Genomic DNA, 20,192 nt, shown 5'->3' with positions numbered 1-20,192 from the left:
GCCGAAGTGGCCGGTACCCAGAAACTGACCCGGCTCGGATGTGGGAGTTTTAGAACGATCAGTTATAAGTGCGTTGGTCTGACCGGTGGGCCGTTACCAGTCTGGCTGAAGTGTCAGGTAGTAGATAAGTATTCGAAACATACGGATTGCTGCTTGTTTGCGGGCCCGAACGGGCAGTTATTCGTGTTTTTTATTTGATGACGGGATCGCTAGGGTGAAGGGACTCAACAGCAATAAAGGAATATTGCCCATGTCCACTACACCAGTGTCGGTCACACCGATCACCCTCACGGAAAAACAGAAACTGAGCTTTTTGCTGGAGGCCACAGGCGATCTGGACACCGCCAGGGCATTGCAGAAAAGCTTCCCCCCTGTGCTGCTCAAGGCCAGTGCCGACACCTTGGCGGCACTGGACAAGACCGCGCGTGACTTGCACACAACCCAGGCTCAAGTCGAGACAGACCTGAGCCGGCTGCAATCGCTCAAGCATTTTTGCATCGAACAGTTGAATCGCGCCCTGACTGCGCGCTGGCTGGCTGTGTTCGATGTCGAGAAAGACCATCTGGAGTTGCCGGGAAGCTATTGCGGTTGTGAAGCGGTGACCCCGTCTGGAGGTGGGGAGAAAGTCATTCCGCCGGCGACCCCGACGCTGCTCGAAGCGGCCATGCAGAACTTCACGGAAGACGAGGCGCAAGCCGATTATTTCCCTGAAGGCAGCGTCGTGCGGATTGCCAGCAAACCTGATGGCGTTCCCGGTCTGACACCGACGGCGTTCGCCGCATTCTGCCGGGAGCTGGATCTGGGCCGGCTATACCAGGAACATTTCCAGCAGGTGTTTGGAGTCAAGGAGGTCAATGGCAGTCGGGTCGCCACCGGCCCGATGGTTCGCAATATCTCGGTGATGAAAAAGCAGATGCTGCAACTGGATCTGCACCTGGCGCTGATGAAGGAACACGTTTCCCGGGAAGGCTTCCAGACGGTTCAGCGCTTGATCGATGCCGGAGGCGTCGTCGATGCCAAAAGCCTTCAGTTCAAGGGCCGGCCGCTGATCATGCAGGGCATTGAAGCACTCGACAGCTGCCTCTGGGGTGTCGTGGTGTTCTCCGAAAAATCGATCGAGCTGGATCCCGATCAATGGTGTCTGGTGTACATGCCCGGCGAACCCGGTCAGCCGCTGTACGAGTACGCCAGCTTCAAGGCGTTCGTCGCGTACCTGGAGTTCAAACTGGGGGTGGGCAGTTACAAAAGTTACTTCACCCACTGCATCGGCGAAGTCGATAAGGTCGATTTTTTCAAGACGTTTGCCGACACGGAGAGCCTGGGGCACGTCAAACAATTGGAGATGACCGGTCCGCTGTTCGACTTCATGCTCAAGAGCCATGTCGGCAAGTTGCAACTCGATGCCCGTGCGCTCGCCGTGCCGACGGCCGATGTCGATGAAGAAGAGCGCAAAAAACGATTGATCCAGTACTTGGAAATCGGCATGACGATCGCCAACGTGGCGGGGTTCGTCGTGCCGGTACTGGGGCAATTGATGATAGGCGTCGCGATCGGACAAATGCTCGCTGAGGTGTACGAAGGGATCGAGGACTGGAATCGGGGTGACCGTCAGGAAGCCTTTTCACACCTGCTCAGCGTGGCGGAAAATCTTGCCTTGATGGCCGCCGTGGGTGCCGGCGTCAAGGTCCTGAAATCCCTGGCGATCAAGACGGTTCAAAAACACCCGGACTTCTTCCAGCCTTTCACCGCCATTCTTGACCGCAATGGACAGTCCCGATTGTGGAAGCCGCAACTGAGTGCCTATGAACAACCTTTACCGGCAGGGGCGGGGGCTGAATCTGACGCGACAGGCCTGTATCAGGCTGACGGCAAGGTTTTTGCCCGCGTCGACGATCGAGCCTACGCCGTGGTCCGGGATCCGGTTTCCAGGAGCTGGCGCATTCAGCATCCTGTCCGCCCGGAGGCTTATGCCCCGATACTCAAGCGCAATCAGCACGGGGGCTGGCGTCATGCCTCGGAGCCGAGCGAGCAATGGTCCGGGGCTTACACACTCAAACGCATCGATCCGCCGTTGGCGCGACTCGATGACAGTCGTCTGGAGATGATCCGGCGTCTGTCCGACACTCGCTTCGATGAACTGCATCGGCTGAGCGACGACAGCCTGCCACTGCCCCCCCGTTTGCGAGACATGATCGAACGGTTCGGCCTTGAGCGCCGGGGCCGTGACTTCATTGTCGCCATGGAGCGTGGTGAGGCGACTGATCCCCGTCATGTCCAGGAACAGATGCATGTGCTGCCCAGACTTGCGAACTGGCCACAGGATCGCTACATCAAGGTCGTGGATGAGGACGGCGGTATTGCTGCGACCTTTCCACCCGGTTCGATTGATGATGACACTCTGAGCGTTATTGTCAGCAACACCCAACTGGAAAGGGGCGAATTGCTGCAGACCGTCATCGACGGCCTGTATCCCAAAGAAGTGGAAGCTTTGGTCGGCGCGAACGTTGCGCCGGCTGACCAAGGGGTGGCGTTGGCAAAGGTACTCGGTGCCGCGGTCAAGGCTGATCGTCGCTCGATGTTCGACCACCTGTACCGGCGCTATGACCAGACCCTGGACAGTGAGGTGCTCAAGGCAAGGCAAGCATTTCCCGATGTGCCGGCGCGTTACGCTCAGGAACTGATCCGACAGGCTTCGAGTGTCGAGCGCTTGCTTCTGCGTACCACCGGACGAGTGCCCATGGGCCTTGCGCAACGGTTGAGTGAGGCAACGAGCAATATTCGCCTGGATCGGGCGCTGACAGGGTTCTACCTGGCTGAGGTTGCCAATGCCGATACCGAGAAACTGGCCATCGGTCTGTTGCCGCAACTCAGCGGCTGGGATCCGCAGCTTTACCTTGAACTGCGTGCTCAGTCACTCAGGGGCAACCTGCTGCAGACCCTTGGCAAGAAACCCCTCACTCCCGGGAACTCGCTCACGCTGGTCAGGCTCGAAAACGGCTACGAAGGATTCGACAGCCAGGCAAAATCGCTCGGTCAGGTTTTCGGGCCCGACAGCCTTTATCAGGTCATCCTCAAAGGCCTTTCACCTCGCCAGATCAAGGCCATTGGATTGGCAGAGGCCAGGCCTGAAGACGGCTGGCGTCTGCGAAGCCAATTGCTCAGCAGCGCACTGGATGAGCGTGAGGGAAGTAACCGGTTGTTGAACGGTGACCGGTTCGAGCCGGCGATTCGGGAGTCGGTATGTACGCTCTCCAATCCACCCGGCGAGGCGACGCATCATCCACAGCGTTTGTTACGCAAGGTGAAAAAACTCTTCCCGTTGTTTTCCGATATGCAGGCCCGGGAGTTTCTTGACCAGTTGGGCAGCGACCATCTGACTCGGGCACTCCGGGTCAGGCAGTTGCAGGATGATCTGGAGCGACTGCGCGAGGTGCTCGATACCTGGATGGACGATGCCGTGGCTATCAAGGCAGAGGGCGGGGTACTGAGCGAGGTGCGCGAATGTCGGCATCTTGTGGCGTACGAGATCGAGGACAGTTTTCGCCGACTGATCTTCCTGCCCGACGAATTCTATCGTTCGGCGTATGGCCTGAAGCTCGATGGCATGCGGTTCGGAAAACTGCCGATCCTGCCACCCGGGCTGACCTTTGACCATGTCAGGCATCTGTCTCTGCAAAACATGCATCTGGACAACGATGTCGCCTATTTCCTCAAAGCCTTCAAGAACCTCGAGACGCTTGAACTAGGTCGCAACAGGCTTACGCAATTGCCGGAGGTGGTCTCGCTCATGCCGAACCTCAGGCGTCTGGGTCTGGGGCAAAACCGGATTCAGTTGACTGAGCAGGCCTTGGTAAAACTGTCGCGGATGCGCAATCTGCAAAGCCTGGACCTGAGCGAAAATCCCCTTGGGGCCACGCTGGATGTCAGCGAGATGTTTGAGCTGACTGACCTCAGCGTGCGTAACACCCGCACCACGGAGCTGCCTAAAGGTTTGCAGCGCTTGCCCCATCTGGATCGGGTGGACCTGCGTGACAACGACATTCGTGATTTGCCGCAGTGGCTGTTTGAAACACCCCGGCGCTTCAGTGAAACGATCAATCTGCGCAACAACCCGATTTCCGATCTCAGCAGCACTCATCTGGAGAACTACCGCAAGAAAATCGGCGTCGGTATGGGGTATCTGGAAAACGATATCGCGCGCCTGGATGAACACCAGGCACGTTCGATCTGGCTGACCGAGACCGGAGGAACAGTGGGTTCCAGGCGGCTGCAAACATGGAACGCGATCAACGACGATCCGATGGCTGAAGGCCTGTTTCATTTGCTGGCGGAGCTGGGTAATACCGCTGACTCCGAATTCGTGCGAGAGGATATGTCCAGGCGCGTCTGGACAGTGCTTGAGGCGACGCAGGCCAACGCCGAACTGCGCGAGCAGATTTTCAATCTGGCGGCCAACCCGATCAATTGCACGGATAGCGCAGCGCTGAACTTCAGTCATCTGGAGGTCGCCGTGCATGTGCGCAATGTGTTGCGCGTTTCCGGGGGGCGGCAGGTGTCGGCGGCAGTGCTGATGAGGCTTGCGCGAGGCTTGTTCCAGCTTGAGCAAATCGACCTGATCGCCGCGGAGCACGCCCGGGATCAAGGATCACCCGACCCGCTGGAAGTGACCCTTGCCTATCGCACGGGGCTGGCGCGGGCATTCGATCTGCCGGGGCAGCCCTCGCACATGCGTTACGCTGAAGTCGCCGATGTGACGAGTGATGATCTGGTAACGGCTATCAATCGAATCCAGACGGCTGAACTGTCCCCCAAATGGCTGGATTTTCTGGTTCGCCAGCCGTTCTGGAGCGACTACGTGAAGAACAGTTTTGCGCAGCAGTTCGACGATGCCCGGGTGCCTCATCAAGTGGAGGTTCAGGCATTGTTCGACAGGGCTGAAGAACTCAGCTCTGCCGATTACCTCAGTGAAATGAACCTCTGCGCCACCCGGCTGGAACAGACCGAAAATGCCTTGCTGCAACGGTTGACCCTGCAGGTGACGGAGTTGATCGAGAGGGGGACCTGCATTGCGCCCGGTGACTGATTGCCTTCGCAGAGGGTGTCATTTGCCACGAATCAGTCGGCGCAGGGCAAAGCGGTTGGGATGACAGGCTTCGGCCACGGCTCTGGGCAGCGGCAGCGGTTCGTTGTCCAGCCATGCCGCGAGCAACTCGCCAGACAATGGCGCGGTGATCAAACCGCGTGAACCGTGGTCACTGTTGACGTACAGACCGTCCAGCCACGGGCAGGGAGTGTCCGGCACTTGCCGGGCATCCTTGCTCAAGGCGCGATAAGCCTCGGTGAAGGCTTCGCGGTCGGCCAGTGGACCGACAATCGGCAGGTAGTCAGGGCTGGTGCACCGGAAGGCTGCGCGGCCCTGAAGGCTGTCAGCATCGAGCTCGCTGAGGTGCAGACGGCTGACCAGATCCGTGGAGATCTCTTCGAGCATCGCCAGATTGCCCAGATGTTCGGCGGTAGTCGGGGTCAGGTCGTCGCTGTTGAAATCGAAACTGGCACCGAGGGTGTGCTCGCCCAACCGTGCCGGTGCCACATAGCCTTCGGCGCAGACCACCGTGGCCAGCGCCTGGCTTTGCGAGGTCTGCGCCAGTCGGGTGATCTGCCCGCGGATACGCTTGAGGGGCAGGTCGGCACTCTGGGGGAAACGCTTGATCTCGGCGGCACCGGCCAGCACCACGACGGGCGCTGTTGCGATCAATCGTTCACCGTCGAAGGCTTGCCACTGACCTTCGACCTTGCGCAGCTCCACGGCTTCCTGATGGGTGAGCAGCGTGACGCCAGGCTGTGCGGATTGTGCCTGACACAGGGCCGGCGGATGCACCCAGCCGCCCTCGGGATAATACAAACCGCCGTGCGCCAGACCGATCCCGGCGCGGGCCTGAGCCTCGGGTTGATCGAGCCATTGCAGAAGGTCTTCGGGAAACGCGGCCGCCAGTTGCGCCTGCCGCTCGCGTTCCTTTTCATTGAACGCCAGTTGCAGCACGCCGCAGTCATCCCAGTCGGTGCCACGTTGCAGGGTTTCCAACAGGCGGCGGGTGTAGCCGAAACCGCTGACGATCAACTGCGACAGCGCGGTGCCGTGGGCGGACAATTTCAGATACAGCACGCCTTGGGGATTGCCCGAGGCTTCCTGCGCCACCGCCGCATGCCGTTCCAGCAGACTGACCTGCCAACCCCGCGCCGCGAGGCTGGCCGCCGTGGCGCAACCGGCCAGACCGGCGCCGATCACCAGTGCCCGTCGCTCACTGCTCAATGGCGCCGGGCGAGCGAACCATGGTTTTTCCGCTGCGGGCAACGGAACATCTTGCGGCCAGCCGAGAAACTCGCCGCGCAAAATCTCCCATTTGTGACCGATGCCCGGCGTGCGCTTCATTTTGAAGCCGGCGGCGTTGAGCAGTCGTCGCACCCAACCGGTGCTGGTAAAGGTGCTGATAGTCGAACCGGGCGCCGCCAGCCGCGCCAGTTCGGCGAACAGTTCGGCAGTCCACATCTCCGGGTTTTTCGCCGGGGCGAAACCGTCGAGAAACCACGCGTCGATCTGGCCGTCCAGTTGCGGCAACTGCTCCAGCGCATCACCGATCAACAGCGTCAGGGTCACTCGACCGTGATCCAGAACAATGCGCTGGAAACCCTGATGGATTGCCACGTAATGCTTGAGCAGTTGATCGGCCAGTGGCTTGAGGTCCGGCCACAGCGCCAGCGCCCGCTGCAGGTCGGCAGGGCTCAACGGAAACTTTTCGACGCTGACGAAATGCAGCCGCGCACCGGCCACCGCGTGCTGTTCGAACAACTGCCAGGCGCAGAGAAAATTCAGCCCGGTGCCAAACCCGGTTTCACCGATCACCAGTCGCCCGCCCGCCGGCAACGCGGCAAAGCGCTCGGCCAGACGGTTCTGTTCGAGGAACACGTAGCGGGTTTCATCCAGCCCCGACTGATCGGAAAAATACACATCGTCGAACACACGCGAACGCGGGCGTCCCTGGTCATCCCAGTCGAGTTGGGCGTGGGGCATTACAGGTTTCATGGCAGGCTCGGCAACGGCAAGGCGGCCATTCTAGCCGATCACGCGGGCGGCGCTTGATCCATGGCAAGCCTTGTCGCTGATGACTCAAGGACAATCCGCCGCCGGCGGGAATTTCTGTGCCGTGTCTGTGCCCAATCCGCTAGTCTTGCTGAATCCTGGAAGGAGCCGTCCCTATGTTCGAATCCGCTGAAATCGGTCACGCCATCGACAAAGAAACCTACGAAGCCGCCGTGCCCGCCCTGCGTGAAGCACTGCTTGAAGTCCAGTTCGAATTGCAGCAGCAAAAGCGCTTTCCGGTGATCATTTTGATCAACGGCATCGAAGGCGCCGGGAAGGGCGAGACGGTGAAGCTGCTCAACGAATGGATGGACCCGCGCCTGATCGAAGTGCGCACGTTCGACCAGCAGACCGACGAAGAACTGGCACGACCACCGGCCTGGCGTTACTGGCGGATGCTGCCGGCCAAGGGGCGGATGGGGATTTTCTTCGGCAACTGGTACAGCCAGATGCTGCAGGGCAGGGTGCACGGCTTGTTCAAGGACCCGCGACTGGATCAGGCGATTGCCGGCGCCGAGCGTCTGGAAAAGATGCTGTGCGATGAAGGCGCGCTGATCTTCAAGTTCTGGTTTCACCTGTCCAAGAAACAGATGAAGGCGCGCCTCAAGGCCCTGGCCGACGACCCGTTGCACAGTTGGCGGATCAGCCCGCTGGACTGGCAGCAATCGGAGACCTACGACAAGTTCGTCAAATACGGTGAGCGCGTGTTGCGTCGCACCAGCCGCGATTACGCGCCGTGGCATGTCATCGAAGGGATGGACGCGCATTACCGCAGCCTGACGGTCGGCAAGATTCTGCTCGAAGGCCTGCAGAATGCGCTGAAGCGCCCCGACGTCCACCCGCACGATGTCAACGCCCAGCCGCTGGGTACATCGGTGGATCAGTTGAACCTGCTCGACAGCCTCAACCTGACCCAGCGCCTGGAAAAGAAAGACTATGAAGAACAACTGATCACCGAGCAGGCGCGACTGTCCGGGCTGATGCGTGACAAGCGCATGCGCCGGCATGCGCTGGTGGCGGTGTTCGAAGGCAACGATGCCGCGGGCAAGGGCGGGGCGATCCGTCGGGTCGCGGCGGCGCTCGACCCGCGTCAGTACAACATCGTGCCGATTGCCGCGCCGACCGAAGAAGAGCGGGCGCAGCCGTATCTGTGGCGCTTCTGGCGGCACATTCCGGCCCGGGGCAAGTTCACTGTGTTCGACCGATCCTGGTACGGCCGGGTGCTGGTGGAGCGGGTCGAGGGTTTTTGCAGCACCGCCGACTGGATGCGCGCCTATGGCGAAATCAACGACTTCGAGGAGCAACTCGCCGACGCCGGCGTGATCGTGGTCAAGTTCTGGCTGGCGATCGACAAGGACACGCAGATGGAGCGTTTCCAGGAGCGCGAAGAGATCCCGTTCAAGCGCTTCAAGATCACCGAAGACGACTGGCGCAACCGCGACAAGTGGGACGCATACCGTGGGGCCGTGGGCGACATGGTCGACCGCACCAGTACCGAAATCTCGCCGTGGACGCTGGTCGAGGCCAACGACAAGCGCTGGGCCCGGGTCAAGGTGCTGCGCACGATCAACCGTGCACTGGAAGAGGCCTTCGAGAAGTCCGACAGGCACGCCAAGAAACACAAGGACTGAAACAATGGGCACGCATACGCGAGGTGAATGATTGTCGCAGTCGGCGATTGGGTGGACTTATGCTCGGTCCACTCTCAACCGACTACAACAATGAGGTATGCCATGCGTGAAGTGGTGATCGTCGACAGCGTGCGGACCGGCCTGGCCAAGTCCTTTCGCGGCAAGTTCAACCAGACCCGTCCCGATGACATGGCGGCCCATTGTGTAAACGCCTTGCTGTCGCGCAACGACGTCGACCCGGCCAGCGTCGAGGACTGCATCGTTGGCGCCGGTTCCAATGAAGGCGCCCAGGGCTACAACATCGGCCGTAACGTGGCGGTGCTTTCGCAACTGGGCACCGGAACGGCGGGCATGACCCTCAACCGTTTCTGCTCTTCGGGTTTGCAGGCGATTGCGATTGCCGCCAACCAGATCGCTTCGGGTTGCAGCGACATCATCGTCGCCGGCGGTGTCGAGTCGATCAGCCTGACCCTGAAAAGCGTCAATACCGATCACCTGATCAACCCGTTGCTCAAGCAGCAGACGCCCGGCATCTACTACACCATGGGCCAGACCGCCGAAGTGGTGGCGCGTCGTTATGGCGTCAGCCGCGAGGCTCAGGATCGCTACTCGCTGCAAAGTCAGATCCGCACCGCCCAGGCGCAGGCAGCCGGCCTGTTCAACGATGAAATCGTGCCGATGGCGGTGAAGTACCGAGTTGAAGACAAAAACAGTGGCGAGGTGCAGATCCTCGACGGCATCGTCGATCACGATGATTGCAACCGCCCGGACACCACCTATGAAAGCCTCGCCGGGTTGAAGCCGGTGTTTGCCGAGGACGGTTCAGTGACCGCCGGCAACTCGTCGCAGTTGTCCGATGGTGCCTCGATGACGCTGGTGATGAGCCTGGAGAAAGCCCTGCAACTGGGGCTCAAGCCGAAGGCGTTTTTTCGCGGTTTCACCGTGGCCGGTTGCGAGCCGGACGAAATGGGCATCGGCCCGGTGTTCTCCGTACCGAAGCTGCTCAAGGCCAAGGGGTTGCAGGTGGCCGATATCGATCTGTGGGAACTGAACGAAGCGTTTGCCTCGCAGTGCCTGTACGCCCGTGATCGGCTGGAAATCGACAACGAGAAGTACAACGTCAATGGTGGCTCGATTTCCATTGGCCATCCGTTCGGCATGACCGGATCGCGGCAGGTCGGGCATTTGGTGCGCGAGTTGCAGCGACGCAACCTGCGTTACGGAATCGTGACCATGTGCGTGGGCGGTGGGATGGGCGCGACCGGGTTGTTTGAAGCGGTGCGCTAAAACGGTCTGCCGGAATCCATCAATCGCATCCGCGCGATGTACGCGCGGATTTCCTGCTCGGCTTTCTCGGGGCTGTCGAACGGCCCTTCGAGGGTGTTCTCCCGGGTGCTGAAAAACAGTTCGCCGTTGACCCGGCACACCCGGTCGCTGCGAAAGTGCGTGGCGGGGGCGGTGTCCTGGGCGCGCATTCCGAACATGATCGATCTCCTTGAGCGCTGCGCTGGATGGGATCCAAAGAGCTTATGCCTGAACCACTTGCAGCGCTTCGTCAGCCGATCAACGGCAACGCGTCAATTTAATGCTGCGACCTGCACAGTTTCATTAGCGGCTTGAGCGCAACTGTTCCTGTGTCGGCCGGAGCTCTGCGCCTAGAATGAGCGCTCCTGTCATTGGCTTTCGGGGTTCTCATGCACGTTTCGTCGGGTCGCTGGGTGTACGGCATGTTCCTGGCCTTGTTGACCGCGTTTCTGTGGGGAATCCTGCCGATCAAGCTCAAGCAGGTGCTGCAGGTGATGGACCCGATCACCGTGACCTGGTTTCGCCTGACGGTGTCCGGCGGCTGTCTGTTCATTTATCTGGCGGCGACCAAGCGGTTGCCGAGTCGCAAGGTGCTCGGGCCCAAGGGCGGCTGGCTGGTGCTGATGGCGGTGCTCGGGCTGGTGGGCAATTACGTGCTGTACCTGATGGGCCTGAACCTGCTCAGCCCCGGCACCGCTCAGTTGGTGGTGCAGATGGGGCCGATCATGTTGTTGATCGCCAGTCTGTTCGTGTTCAAGGAACGCTTCAGTATGGGTCAGGGCATGGGGCTGGCGGTGCTACTGATCGGCTTCGCGCTGTTCTTCAATCAGCGTCTGGCGGAGTTGCTCACATCGTTGTCTGACTACACCGCCGGTGTGTTACTGGTGCTGCTGGCATCGACGGTCTGGACGTTCTATGCGCTGGGCCAGAAGCAATTGCTGACGGTATGGAATTCGTTGCAGGTGATGATGGTGATCTACCTGTTCTGCGCCTTGTTGCTGACGCCGTGGGTTCATCCGCTCGAAGCGCTGGAGCTGAGCCCGTTGCAGGGCTGGTTGTTGCTGGCGTGCTGCATGAACACCCTGATCGCCTACGGCGCGTTTGCCGAGGCGCTGGCGCATTGGGAGGCCTCGCGGGTCAGTGCGACGCTTGCGATCACGCCGTTGGTGACGTTTGGCGCGGTGGCGGTGGCGGCCGGGGTGTGGCCGGAATATGTGCATGCCGAGCAAATCAATTTGCTGGCGTATGGCGGGGCGGTGCTGGTGGTGCTGGGGTCGGCGCTGGTGGCGCTCGGGCCTTCGCTGATTGCCGGGCTCAAGGCCCGGCGGGCGAAACTGTTGGTCGGATGATCCTTCCCACGCCAGGCGTGGGAAGGATCGGGATGACTCAGCCCTTGGCGCCGGCCTCGATCATGTTCTCCGGCCGCACCCAGGCATCGAACTCTTCATCGGTCAGATACCCCAGTTCCAGCGCTGCCTCGCGCAAGGTTTTCCCTTCGCTGTAGGCCTTCTTGGCGATTTCTGCCGACTTGTCGTAACCGATGTGCGGGTTCAGCGCCGTCACCAGCATCAGACCGCGTTCCAGATGTTGCGCCATAACCTTGGCATCCGGCTCCAGTCCGGCGATGCAGTGCTGCTGGAAGTTGCTGCAGCCATCGGCCAGCAGGCGGATCGATTGCAGCAGGTTGTGGATGATCACCGGTTTGAACACGTTCAACTGCAAGTGACCCTGACTGGCGGCGATACCGATCGTCACATCGTTGCCCAGCACCTGGCAGGCGAGCATCGACAGCGCCTCGCACTGGGTCGGGTTGACCTTGCCGGGCATGATCGAACTGCCCGGTTCGTTGGCTGGCAGCCGCACCTCGGCAAAACCTGCACGTGGGCCGGAGCCCAGGAGGCGCAGGTCGTTGGCGATTTTCATCAGCGCCACGGCGAGGGTTTTCAGGGCGCCGGAAAGTGTGGTCAGCGGCTCGTGGCCGGCGAGGGCGGCGAACTTGTTCGGCGCGGTGACGAACGGCAGGCCGGATAACGCCGCCAGTTCCGCGGCAATCGCTTCACCGAAACCATGGGGCGAGTTGAGCCCGGTACCGACGGCGGTGCCGCCTTGAGCCAGTTCGCAGACCGCCGGCAACGCGGCACGAATCGCCCGTTCGGCGTAATCCAGCTGCGCTATGAAGCCGGAGATCTCCTGGCCGAAGGTGATCGGCGTGGCGTCCATCATGTGGGTGCGACCGGTCTTCACCAGTTTCATGTGCCGCGCTGACAGCTCGGCCAGGCCACCCGACAGCTCGGCGATGGCCGGCAGCAGTTGGGTCTGCACAGCCTGTGCGGTGGCGATGCTCATGGCGGTGGGGAAGCAGTCGTTGGAACTCTGCGAGCGGTTGACGTGATCGTTGGGATGCACTGGCGACTTGCCGCCGCGCGGGTTGCCGGCCAGTTCGTTGGCGCGGCCGGCAATCACTTCGTTGGCGTTCATGTTGCTTTGGGTGCCGCTGCCGGTCTGCCAGACCACCAGCGGGAACTGGTCGTCGTGCTGGCCTTCGAGCACTTCGTCGGCGGCCTGTTCGATCAGGCGGGCGATGTCGGCGGGCAGATCGCCGTTGCGGTCATTGACCCGGGCCGCGGCTTTCTTGATCAGTGCCAGGGCGTGCAGCACCGGCAGGGGCATGCGTTCCTGACCGATGGCAAAGTTGATCAGCGAGCGTTGCGTCTGAGCGCCCCAGTAAGCGTCGTCCGGGACTTCGATCTGGCCCAGGCTGTCGGTTTCGATACGGCTCATCGTGCACACTCCTGTTGGTCTGTTTGCGCAGTTTAGGCCCGGTGTGGCCCAAGTGGTTCCATCCGCTCGATTGTTGCCCCGCCAGGCCCCGCCAATCAAGCGCGGCAAGGCTCGGGGGTTGAGCCGCAGCGTTATTCAGGCGCAGAATGGTCGCCCTTGGGGTTTTACCTCGCCTAGCTGAAAAGGAAACTCGATGACTCGTCTTCGTGCCATCTGCACCGCGGTTGCCCTGGTTTGCGCCAGCGGCCAGGTGTTCGCCGATACCGCCAGCCACAACGCCAGTGCCGAAACTTTCCTGACCCTGGCGCACGCTGACAAGCTGGGCACTCCGGTGTACATGCAAGTGCAGCAGATGTTCGCCCAGCGTTTTGAACAGACCAAGGCGCCGGAATCCAAGAAAGCCGTACTGGATACCTACCAGGCCAAGGCCAACGCCGCCCTGGACCAGGCCATCGGCTGGAACAAGCTGAAGCCGGACATGGTCAAGCTCTACACCAGCACTTTCAGCGAACAGGAATTGAAAGACCTGGTCGCGTTCTACCAGTCGCCACTGGGCAAGAAAGTCCTGGAAAAAATGCCGCAGCTGACTCAGCAATCGGCCCAGATGACCCAGGCCAAACTGGAAAGCGCAGTACCGGTCGTCAACAAATTGCTGGACGACATGACCAACGAGCTGGCACCGAAAGGCGCTGCTCCGGCCAAGAAGAAGTAAGCGGAGTTCGTGATGACCATGCAACAACGCATCGAATCGACGCTGGCGCTGCTTCAGCCTGAGCATCTGCAAGTGCTGGACGAAAGCCACATGCACAGTCGCGGGTTGCAGACCCACTTCAAGGCAGTGGTGGTCAGCGCGCAGTTCGAAGGTCTGAACCGGGTCAAGCGCCACCAGAAAGTCTACGGCACGCTCGGCGAGCTGATGGGCGAGTTCCATGCGTTGGCGCTGCACACCTACACCCCGCAGGAATGGTCAGAGGTGGGCGCCGCTCCGGCGTCGCCGACCTGTGCCGGCGGCAGCAAGCATTAAACGTCGGTTTTTTGCTAGAATCCGCAACGCGCCGCTCACCCGGCGCGTTTTTTTTCGCATCCGGTTCACCCTTTACGAGGGTAGCCACCTGGAGAAATACCCATGACACAACCGATTGTCGTGGCGGCACTGTACAAGTTCGTCACCCTCGAAGATTACGTCAACCTGCGCGAGCCCTTGCTGCAAGCGATGGTCGACAACGGCATCAAAGGCACCCTGCTGATCGCCGAAGAAGGCATCAACGGCACGGTGTCCGGCAGCCGTGAAGGCATCGACGGCCTGCTGGCCTGGCTGCGCAACGATCCGCGCATGATCGACATCGATCACAAGGAATCGTACTGCGACGAGCAGCCGTTCTATCGCACCAAGGTCAAGCTCAAGAAAGAGATCGTGACCCTGGGCGTCGAAGGCGTCGACCCGAACAAGAAAGTCGGCACCTACGTCGAACCGCAGGACTGGAACGCGCTGATCAGCGACCCGGAAGTGCTGCTGATCGACACCCGCAACGATTACGAAGTCTCGATCGGCACCTTCGAAGGCGCCATCGATCCGAAAACCACCAGTTTTCGCGAATTTCCCGACTACATCAAAGAACACTTCGACCCGGCCGTGCACAAGAAGGTCGCGATGTTCTGCACCGGTGGCATCCGCTGCGAGAAGGCATCGAGCTACATGCTGGGCGAAGGCTTTGAAGAGGTTTACCACCTCAAGGGCGGCATCCTGAAGTACCTCGAAGAGGTGCCGCAGGAAGAGACCAAATGGCAGGGCGACTGCTTTGTGTTCGACAACCGCGTGACCGTGCGCCATGACCTGAGCGAAGGCGACTACGATCAGTGTCATGCCTGCCGCACCCCGGTCAGCGTTGAAGATCGCGCTTCCGAGCATTACGTGGCCGGTATCAGCTGCCCGCACTGCTGGGACACCCTGAGCGAGAAGACTCGCCGCAGCGCGATCGACCGCCAGAAACAGATCGAACTGGCAAAAGCGCGCAACATGCCGCACCCGATCGGCTACAACTATAAGCAAGCATCCACCGAGGCTTAATCATGTCTGCACGCCTGCTCTATGTGATGGATCCGATGTGTTCGTGGTGCTGGGGATTTGCCCCGGTGGCCAAGGCATTGGTGGAGCAGGCGCAGGCAGCCGGGGTGGAGCTGCACCTGGTGGTCGGCGGGTTGCGCACCGGCAGCGGTGCGGCGCTGGAACCGACCACCCGGCGCTACATTCTCGAGCACTGGCAGGCGGTCACCGAGGCCACCGGCCAGCCGTTCAAGTTCGAAGGCGCGCTGCCGGACGGTTTTGTCTACGACACCGAGCCTGCCTGCCGGGCCATTGTCACCGCGCGCAGCCTGGCGCCGGATTGCGCGTGGAAACTGGTCGGGTTGATCCAACACGCGTTTTACGCTGAAGGTCGCGATGTCACCCAGGCCAGCGTTCTGGTGGAGCTGGCAGAGAAGGCCGGCGTCCCCCGCATCGAATTTGCTGCCCTGTTTGATCATGCCGATCAACACAAGGCGACCCAGGCCGATTTCAGTTGGGTTCAGGACCTGGGAATCGCCGGATTTCCGACCCTGCTCGCCGAGCGCAATGGCCAACTGGCGTTGCTGACCAACGGTTACCAGCCGCTCAGTGAACTGTCGCCGCTGCTCGGCCGATGGCTGGAGCGCGCCGCCTGTGTCTGACCCGGCCGATGACACGCCAGCCGTCAAGCGTGTCGACCGGCTGAGCTGGGCTGAAGTCCGGCGTCTGGCTCTTCATCACAAAAAATCCCTGTGGATCGCCAACGGCGTCGCCGTGCTGGCGACGCTGTGCAGCGTGCCGATTCCGTTGCTGCTGCCGTTGCTGGTGGACGAAGTCCTGCTTGGCCATGGCGATGCCGCACTGAAAGTCATGAACCATGCGCTGCCGACGATGTGGCAGCAGGCGGCAGGCTACATCGGCCTGATGCTGGTGGTGACGTTGACCCTGCGCTGCAGTGCCCTGTGTTTTGGCGTGTTGCAGGCGCGGTTGTTTGCGCGGCTGGCCAAGGACATCGTTTATCGCATTCGCGTGCGGCTGATCGAGCGTCTGAAGCGGATCTCGCTGGGCGAATACGAAAGCCTGGGCAGCGGCACGGTCACCACGCACCTGGTCACCGATCTCGACACCCTCGACAAGTTTGTCGGTGAAACCCTCAGCCGTTTCCTGGTGGCGATGCTGACGCTGGTCGGCACGGCCAGCATCCTGATGTGGATGCACTGGAAACTGGCGCTGCTGATCCTGTTGTTCAACCCGCTGGTAATCTACGCCACGGTGCAGTTGGGCAAACGGGTCAAGCACCTGAAGAAACTGGAGAACGACAGCACCTCGCGTTTCACCCAGGCGCTGAGCGAAACCCTCGATGCGATCCAGGAAGTGCGCGCCGGCAACCGACAGGGCTTTTTCCTCGGGCGCCTTGGCCTGCGAGCCCAGGAAGTGCGCAATTACGCGGTCAATTCGCAGTGGAAGACCGACGCCTCCAACCGTGCCAGCGGTCTGTTGTTCCAGTTCGGCATCGACATCTTCCGCGCGGCGGCGATGCTCACGGTGCTGTTCTCCGACCTCTCGATCGGCCAGATGCTCGCGGTGTTCAGCTACCTGTGGTTCATGATCGGCCCGGTCGAACAACTGCTGAACCTGCAATACGCCTATTACGCCGCCGGCGGTGCGTTGACCCGGATCAACGAGCTGCTGGCCCGTGCCGACGAGCCGCAATACCCCGGTGGCGTCGATCCGTTCAAGGGCCGCGATACCGTCGGCATCGAGGTGCAAGGCCTGAGCTTCGGTTATGGCGATGAGCTGGTGCTGGATCAGATGAACCTGTCCATCGCACCGGGCGAGAAAGTGGCGATTGTCGGCGCCAGCGGCGGCGGCAAAAGTACCCTCGTGCAACTGCTGCTGGGTCTGTATACACCGCTGGCCGGCACCATTCGTTTCGGCGGATCGACCCAGCAGGAAATCGGCCTGGAAACGGTTCGGGAAAATGTCGCGGTGGTGCTGCAGCATCCGGCGCTGTTCAACGACACCGTGCGAGCCAACCTGACCATGGGCCGTACCCGCAGTGACGAAGCGTGCTGGCAGGCACTGGAAATCGCCCAGCTTGAAGCGACTATCCGCGCCTTGCCGGATGGACTCGACAGCATCGTCGGCCGCTCCGGCGTGCGCCTGTCCGGCGGCCAGCGACAACGGCTGGCCATCGCCCGGATGATCCTCGCCGAACCCAAAGTGGTGATCCTCGACGAGGCGACGTCAGCCCTCGACGCCGCCACCGAATACAACCTGCATCAGGCCATGGCGCGCTTTCTCCATGGCCGCACCACGCTGATCATCGCCCACCGCTTGTCGGCGGTGAAGCAGGCGGACCGGGTGCTGGTGTTCGACGGCGGGCAAGTGGCCGAGGATGGCGACCATCAGCAACTGATTGCCGATGGCGGGTTGTACGCCAAGCTGTATGGGCATTTGCAGCGGTTGTAGTTCATTTCCATATGACGTTGAGTGCGTTTTTCCCTCCCGTGTAGCCAAACAGTTTTATGATCACTGCGCAGGATTCGCAAGGTGGCATGGTCGTGGCGATGTTGACCGAGCGGATCGCTGTTTTATCGGGGTATTTTTTGTGCAGGGCACCGATCAGTTTGCTTTCGCTGTCCACTGACGTTGGCTGGTCGGGCAGCTTGGGATAGGTTTTGGGGATGGCCAAAAGGTTGTCATGACTGTCCGTGAGCAGAGAAGTCTTGGTATTCAAGACGTTCGCATCGATATTGAAATAGGTCGTGTCGCCGATCCTGATTTCTTCGGCACCGAGCCACGCCTTGAACAATGGCAGTTTCGAGGTAGTATCCGGTTCCCCGGAAACGCTGACATAGACTTCCCGTGTGCCGTCAGCTTTCGTGACTTCGGCATACGCGATGTTTCTTGGCTGATGAGGGCGAAGTGATCGGGGTAGCAGGTCCTGTAGCTTAACCATTGTGCGGTCGATCCTGAAGACGCTGTCCATTGCCTGTTTGATCGTCGGTTCCTGGAACAAGGTGTCGAATACATCCGCGGTCCTTCTACGCAGCGTTGGCGATGCATCCCTGCTACGCTTCCATGTATCTGTGCCGTCGGGCAACTCCGTGACAATCATTCGCGTCGAGTTGTCGAACAGCAACGCCTCACCGGGCCTGGTGTCCACCTTCACAAATTTCATATTGTAGGGTGGGTTGCGTGGAACACCCACACGTATGGCGATCCGTTCCATCGATTCAATGGCATTTTCAACGGCGCTCACACCGTAAATAGCCGCCATATTGTTGGCGGTCAACGAGCCATTATGGATCCGCAACAATTCTTCGCCGAGTGTGCCTTTCTCAAGTTCGGCTTTAAACAGTCGTTTCATGGTGACAGTCTGTAACTCGCTTAACTTTTGCCCGGCGGGCAGTCTCGCCAGGTAACATTTGTCACTGTTGACACGGGTAAACAGATAGAGGGCGTCGTCGCCGATCGACGGCACCACAATGGCGCCGACTCGATGCAGTTCATTACTGCCTGTGTAGGTTCCCTGGATTTCGATCCGTGCGTACATGCCTTTTTGAAATTGCACATCGGCGAGAATTTCTGCCTTGGGTTGTGGCCATGCCTTGGGAAAGCCCAAGCGGGTCATGTTGTTCGTCCAGGGCTTCACGTTGTTATTCAGCGATCGATAGAGCACGCCGTCCCGCAGAAAGAACTCACCTTCATGCCCAGACCTCGCAAGCGGGGTGCACCGCCTTTCACCAAACCAAGGTGCGTAACCTTTGGTTTCGTCAAATGAATGCAACGCCGGAATATCGATCGGATCGTGGGGCACGTCCGTCACGAATTCGTTGATACAAACGCCTTTTGCAAGGACGCGTTTGATGCGGCAAGAAGCGCGTTTGAAATTCTCACTTTCGTCGATCAGTTCGATACGACGTAGCCGGTCGCCGTCCAGCCTGTAGGGCACATCGTCGATAAACAGAGTGGTACGTCCCTCGATCTCCGGAATCGAGCGAATCTTTGCACTCTCCGCCACTCTGATGGTCACCTGCTGATCGGTTGCCTCCAGTGCAGCATATGAAGAGCGCCCCAGCGTTAACCGGTGGGTCTTGTCCGCCAGTGGCGGGCCGTAAGGTTTACCGGAATGGGGATCAACGGGATGGTACGAAGGAATGCTGCCTGTGTTGGTGCGGCGAAGGACGATATCTTCAATACCGTTTACAGACCCCAGTTGGTCGCCCGCCGCGAGGGGCTTCCAGCGACCAGGATCTGTTGCTTGAGGCAAACCCTGTACGAAATCGTATTGGCCTGTTCTCCCCGCTAGCCCTTTGAGTTTGAATAATCCGAATTTGCCAAGCCTCGAAACGCCTGCGCCCAATGCCCCGAGAAGCGTGGGTATTCCATCGATAGGATTCAAGTTGTTCAACGTGGTAATAAACAGCTTTTTTGTCAATGTCATGAACGAGGGGAGTGTTGCTCGTACGCCCAACTTGCCTGAAATCGATACCAGCCTCATTGAGCCGGATGCAAACTTTCCGATGGGAAACAGGAACGAGGCAATATCAATGAAAATACCAAGAAATCCATCCTTGATTTTTTTTGCATCGCCCGATGCCAGGTCTTCGATACTGCCCCAGAACGGGACGATGCTTTTTGTTATGTTCAGGATGTTGTCCCTGATTTTTTGTTCCTTGTCGTATTTTGTTTCATCATAAGCAGCACTTCTATAATGTTCTTCGTCAACAAAAAAAAGAGTGTGCGAGATGAAAGAAGTGAGTTTTTTCAATCGTTGTGATTTTAGAGTGCAAGGGAAGCTTGTGTAACTTTCATCGATTTTTTGCGCGGTGAATGTCTCACCGAACTGATCGATAATAGCCATGCAATTCTGATTCTTTCTCGGTTGGCTGCCGTGGGTATGAGCATCCCAGTCAAATGGCACCGAAATCGGGTCGCGATAGATCACGCGGGCGTTACCCCAGAATCCTTCGGTAAGTACGCCGCCGATCAAGCTTGCGCTAAAGTCGGGTAGTAAACGAATGATGCCGGCTGACGGCAGAAGTTCGTAATAGGACTGTCTGCCCTCATGCTTCACCGCCAGAACAAATCCTTTACGTGACCTGAGCGGCAAGGTCATGGCAGGAGTTTCAATGCCTGCGGCTCGGCCAGTACCTTTGCGCAGCGTCAGTATTCTTATCTCGCCATACTCCAGGGCCAGGCGATCAGTCCATGGCAATGTGGCGAGTTGGGAAAGGATCAAATCCTGATAAGCAATGCGTTGAAGAAAAAGGTGGAGGTTGAACGA

General features: G+C 59.7%; 13 protein-coding genes. 9 read left to right on the top strand and 4 right to left on the bottom strand.

Going from position 1 to position 20,192, the window contains the following annotated elements:
* The first annotated feature begins 250 nt into the window (after positions 1-250).
* On the top strand, positions 251-5,083 hold the full coding sequence (locus tag IF199_RS21750; RefSeq protein ID WP_192558676.1) for an NEL-type E3 ubiquitin ligase domain-containing protein: 4,833 nt from the start codon (positions 251-253) through the stop codon (positions 5,081-5,083).
* Positions 5,084-5,101: 18 nt separating this feature from the next.
* Here the strand turns inward: IF199_RS21750 and mnmC are convergent, their stop codons facing one another.
* Positions 5,102-7,081, bottom strand: coding sequence for a bifunctional tRNA (5-methylaminomethyl-2-thiouridine)(34)-methyltransferase MnmC2/FAD-dependent 5-carboxymethylaminomethyl-2-thiouridine(34) oxidoreductase MnmC1 (gene mnmC / locus IF199_RS21745; RefSeq protein WP_192558675.1), 1,980 nt, complete (start codon positions 7,079-7,081; stop codon positions 5,102-5,104).
* Positions 7,082-7,254: 173 nt separating this feature from the next.
* Between mnmC and pap the strand changes: the two genes are divergently transcribed.
* Complete coding sequence (pap, locus tag IF199_RS21740; protein WP_096821003.1) at positions 7,255-8,769, top strand: polyphosphate:AMP phosphotransferase; 1,515 nt, start codon at positions 7,255-7,257, stop codon at positions 8,767-8,769.
* 102 nt (positions 8,770-8,871) lie between these two features.
* Entirely contained in the window at positions 8,872-10,056 is a 1,185-nt protein-coding gene (locus IF199_RS21735; RefSeq protein ID WP_192558674.1) for a thiolase family protein, read from the top strand.
* Here IF199_RS21735 and IF199_RS21730 read toward each other — a convergent pair.
* Positions 10,053-10,253, bottom strand: a complete 201-nt coding sequence (locus tag IF199_RS21730; protein ID WP_192558673.1) for a DUF6316 family protein — start codon at positions 10,251-10,253, stop codon at positions 10,053-10,055. The genes IF199_RS21735 and IF199_RS21730 overlap by 4 nt on opposite strands.
* A gap of 210 nt (positions 10,254-10,463) precedes the next feature.
* Here IF199_RS21730 and IF199_RS21725 point away from each other — a divergent pair, with 210 nt between their 5' ends.
* Positions 10,464-11,423, top strand: a complete 960-nt coding sequence (locus IF199_RS21725) for a DMT family transporter (protein WP_096821006.1) — start codon at positions 10,464-10,466, stop codon at positions 11,421-11,423.
* A 37-nt stretch (positions 11,424-11,460) separates the two neighbouring features.
* On the opposite strand, the gene IF199_RS21720 is transcribed toward IF199_RS21725, so the two are convergent.
* Positions 11,461-12,855 (bottom strand): class II fumarate hydratase, encoded by a 1,395-nt coding sequence (locus IF199_RS21720; protein WP_192558672.1) that lies wholly within the window; start codon positions 12,853-12,855, stop codon positions 11,461-11,463.
* A 193-nt stretch (positions 12,856-13,048) separates the two neighbouring features.
* Here IF199_RS21720 and IF199_RS21715 point away from each other — a divergent pair, with 193 nt between their 5' ends.
* The 5 genes from IF199_RS21715 to IF199_RS21695 all read left to right on the top strand — a co-directional run bounded on the left by IF199_RS21715 (position 13,049) and on the right by IF199_RS21695 (position 17,371).
* The gene (locus IF199_RS21715) at positions 13,049-13,567 is read left to right on the top strand and encodes a DUF2059 domain-containing protein (protein WP_192558671.1); all 519 of its coding nucleotides are present in this window, start codon (positions 13,049-13,051) and stop codon (positions 13,565-13,567) included.
* Between the two features lie 12 nt (positions 13,568-13,579).
* Positions 13,580-13,879: a BolA family protein gene (locus tag IF199_RS21710; protein ID WP_096821009.1), complete on the top strand. Its 300-nt coding sequence runs from the start codon at positions 13,580-13,582 to the stop codon at positions 13,877-13,879.
* A gap of 102 nt (positions 13,880-13,981) precedes the next feature.
* Positions 13,982-14,923 carry an oxygen-dependent tRNA uridine(34) hydroxylase TrhO gene (trhO, locus tag IF199_RS21705; protein ID WP_096821010.1) on the top strand — a complete coding sequence of 314 codons (942 nt, stop codon included), beginning with the start codon at positions 13,982-13,984 and terminating at the stop codon, positions 14,921-14,923.
* Between the two features lie 35 nt (positions 14,924-14,958).
* On the top strand, positions 14,959-15,561 hold the full coding sequence (locus tag IF199_RS21700) for a DsbA family protein (RefSeq protein WP_172829544.1): 603 nt from the start codon (positions 14,959-14,961) through the stop codon (positions 15,559-15,561).
* Entirely contained in the window at positions 15,554-17,371 is a 1,818-nt protein-coding gene (locus IF199_RS21695; protein ID WP_192558670.1) for an ABC transporter ATP-binding protein, read from the top strand. Before IF199_RS21700 ends, IF199_RS21695 begins: the two co-directional genes overlap by 8 nt.
* A 1-nt stretch (position 17,372) precedes the next feature.
* On the opposite strand, the gene IF199_RS21690 is transcribed toward IF199_RS21695, so the two are convergent.
* The gene (locus tag IF199_RS21690) at positions 17,373-20,024 is read right to left on the bottom strand and encodes a hypothetical protein (RefSeq protein WP_192558669.1); all 2,652 of its coding nucleotides are present in this window, start codon (positions 20,022-20,024) and stop codon (positions 17,373-17,375) included.
* Between the last annotated feature and the right edge of the window lie 168 nt (positions 20,025-20,192).

Origin of the sequence: Pseudomonas allokribbensis, from assembly GCF_014863605.1 — a bacterium.
In the GTDB taxonomy this organism is placed as follows: domain Bacteria; phylum Pseudomonadota; class Gammaproteobacteria; order Pseudomonadales; family Pseudomonadaceae; genus Aquipseudomonas; species Aquipseudomonas allokribbensis.
This window is presented reverse-complemented; position numbering and strand designations above follow the sequence as displayed.

Coding starts and splice junctions, on each gene's coding strand:
- IF199_RS21720 (WP_192558672.1), bottom strand. CDS start 12,855: ATGAGCCGTATCGAAACCGACAGCCTGGGCCAGATCGAAGTCCCGGAC.
- IF199_RS21750 (WP_192558676.1), top strand. CDS start 251: ATGTCCACTACACCAGTGTCGGTCACACCGATCACCCTCACGGAAAAA.
- IF199_RS21710 (WP_096821009.1), top strand. CDS start 13,580: ATGACCATGCAACAACGCATCGAATCGACGCTGGCGCTGCTTCAGCCT.
- IF199_RS21690 (WP_192558669.1), bottom strand. CDS start 20,024: ATGACCTTGCCGCTCAGGTCACGTAAAGGATTTGTTCTGGCGGTGAAG.
- IF199_RS21725 (WP_096821006.1), top strand. CDS start 10,464: ATGCACGTTTCGTCGGGTCGCTGGGTGTACGGCATGTTCCTGGCCTTG.
- mnmC (WP_192558675.1), bottom strand. CDS start 7,081: ATGAAACCTGTAATGCCCCACGCCCAACTCGACTGGGATGACCAGGGA.
- IF199_RS21735 (WP_192558674.1), top strand. CDS start 8,872: ATGCGTGAAGTGGTGATCGTCGACAGCGTGCGGACCGGCCTGGCCAAG.
- trhO (WP_096821010.1), top strand. CDS start 13,982: ATGACACAACCGATTGTCGTGGCGGCACTGTACAAGTTCGTCACCCTC.
- IF199_RS21715 (WP_192558671.1), top strand. CDS start 13,049: ATGACTCGTCTTCGTGCCATCTGCACCGCGGTTGCCCTGGTTTGCGCC.
- IF199_RS21730 (WP_192558673.1), bottom strand. CDS start 10,253: ATGTTCGGAATGCGCGCCCAGGACACCGCCCCCGCCACGCACTTTCGC.
- IF199_RS21700 (WP_172829544.1), top strand. CDS start 14,959: ATGTGTTCGTGGTGCTGGGGATTTGCCCCGGTGGCCAAGGCATTGGTG.
- pap (WP_096821003.1), top strand. CDS start 7,255: ATGTTCGAATCCGCTGAAATCGGTCACGCCATCGACAAAGAAACCTAC.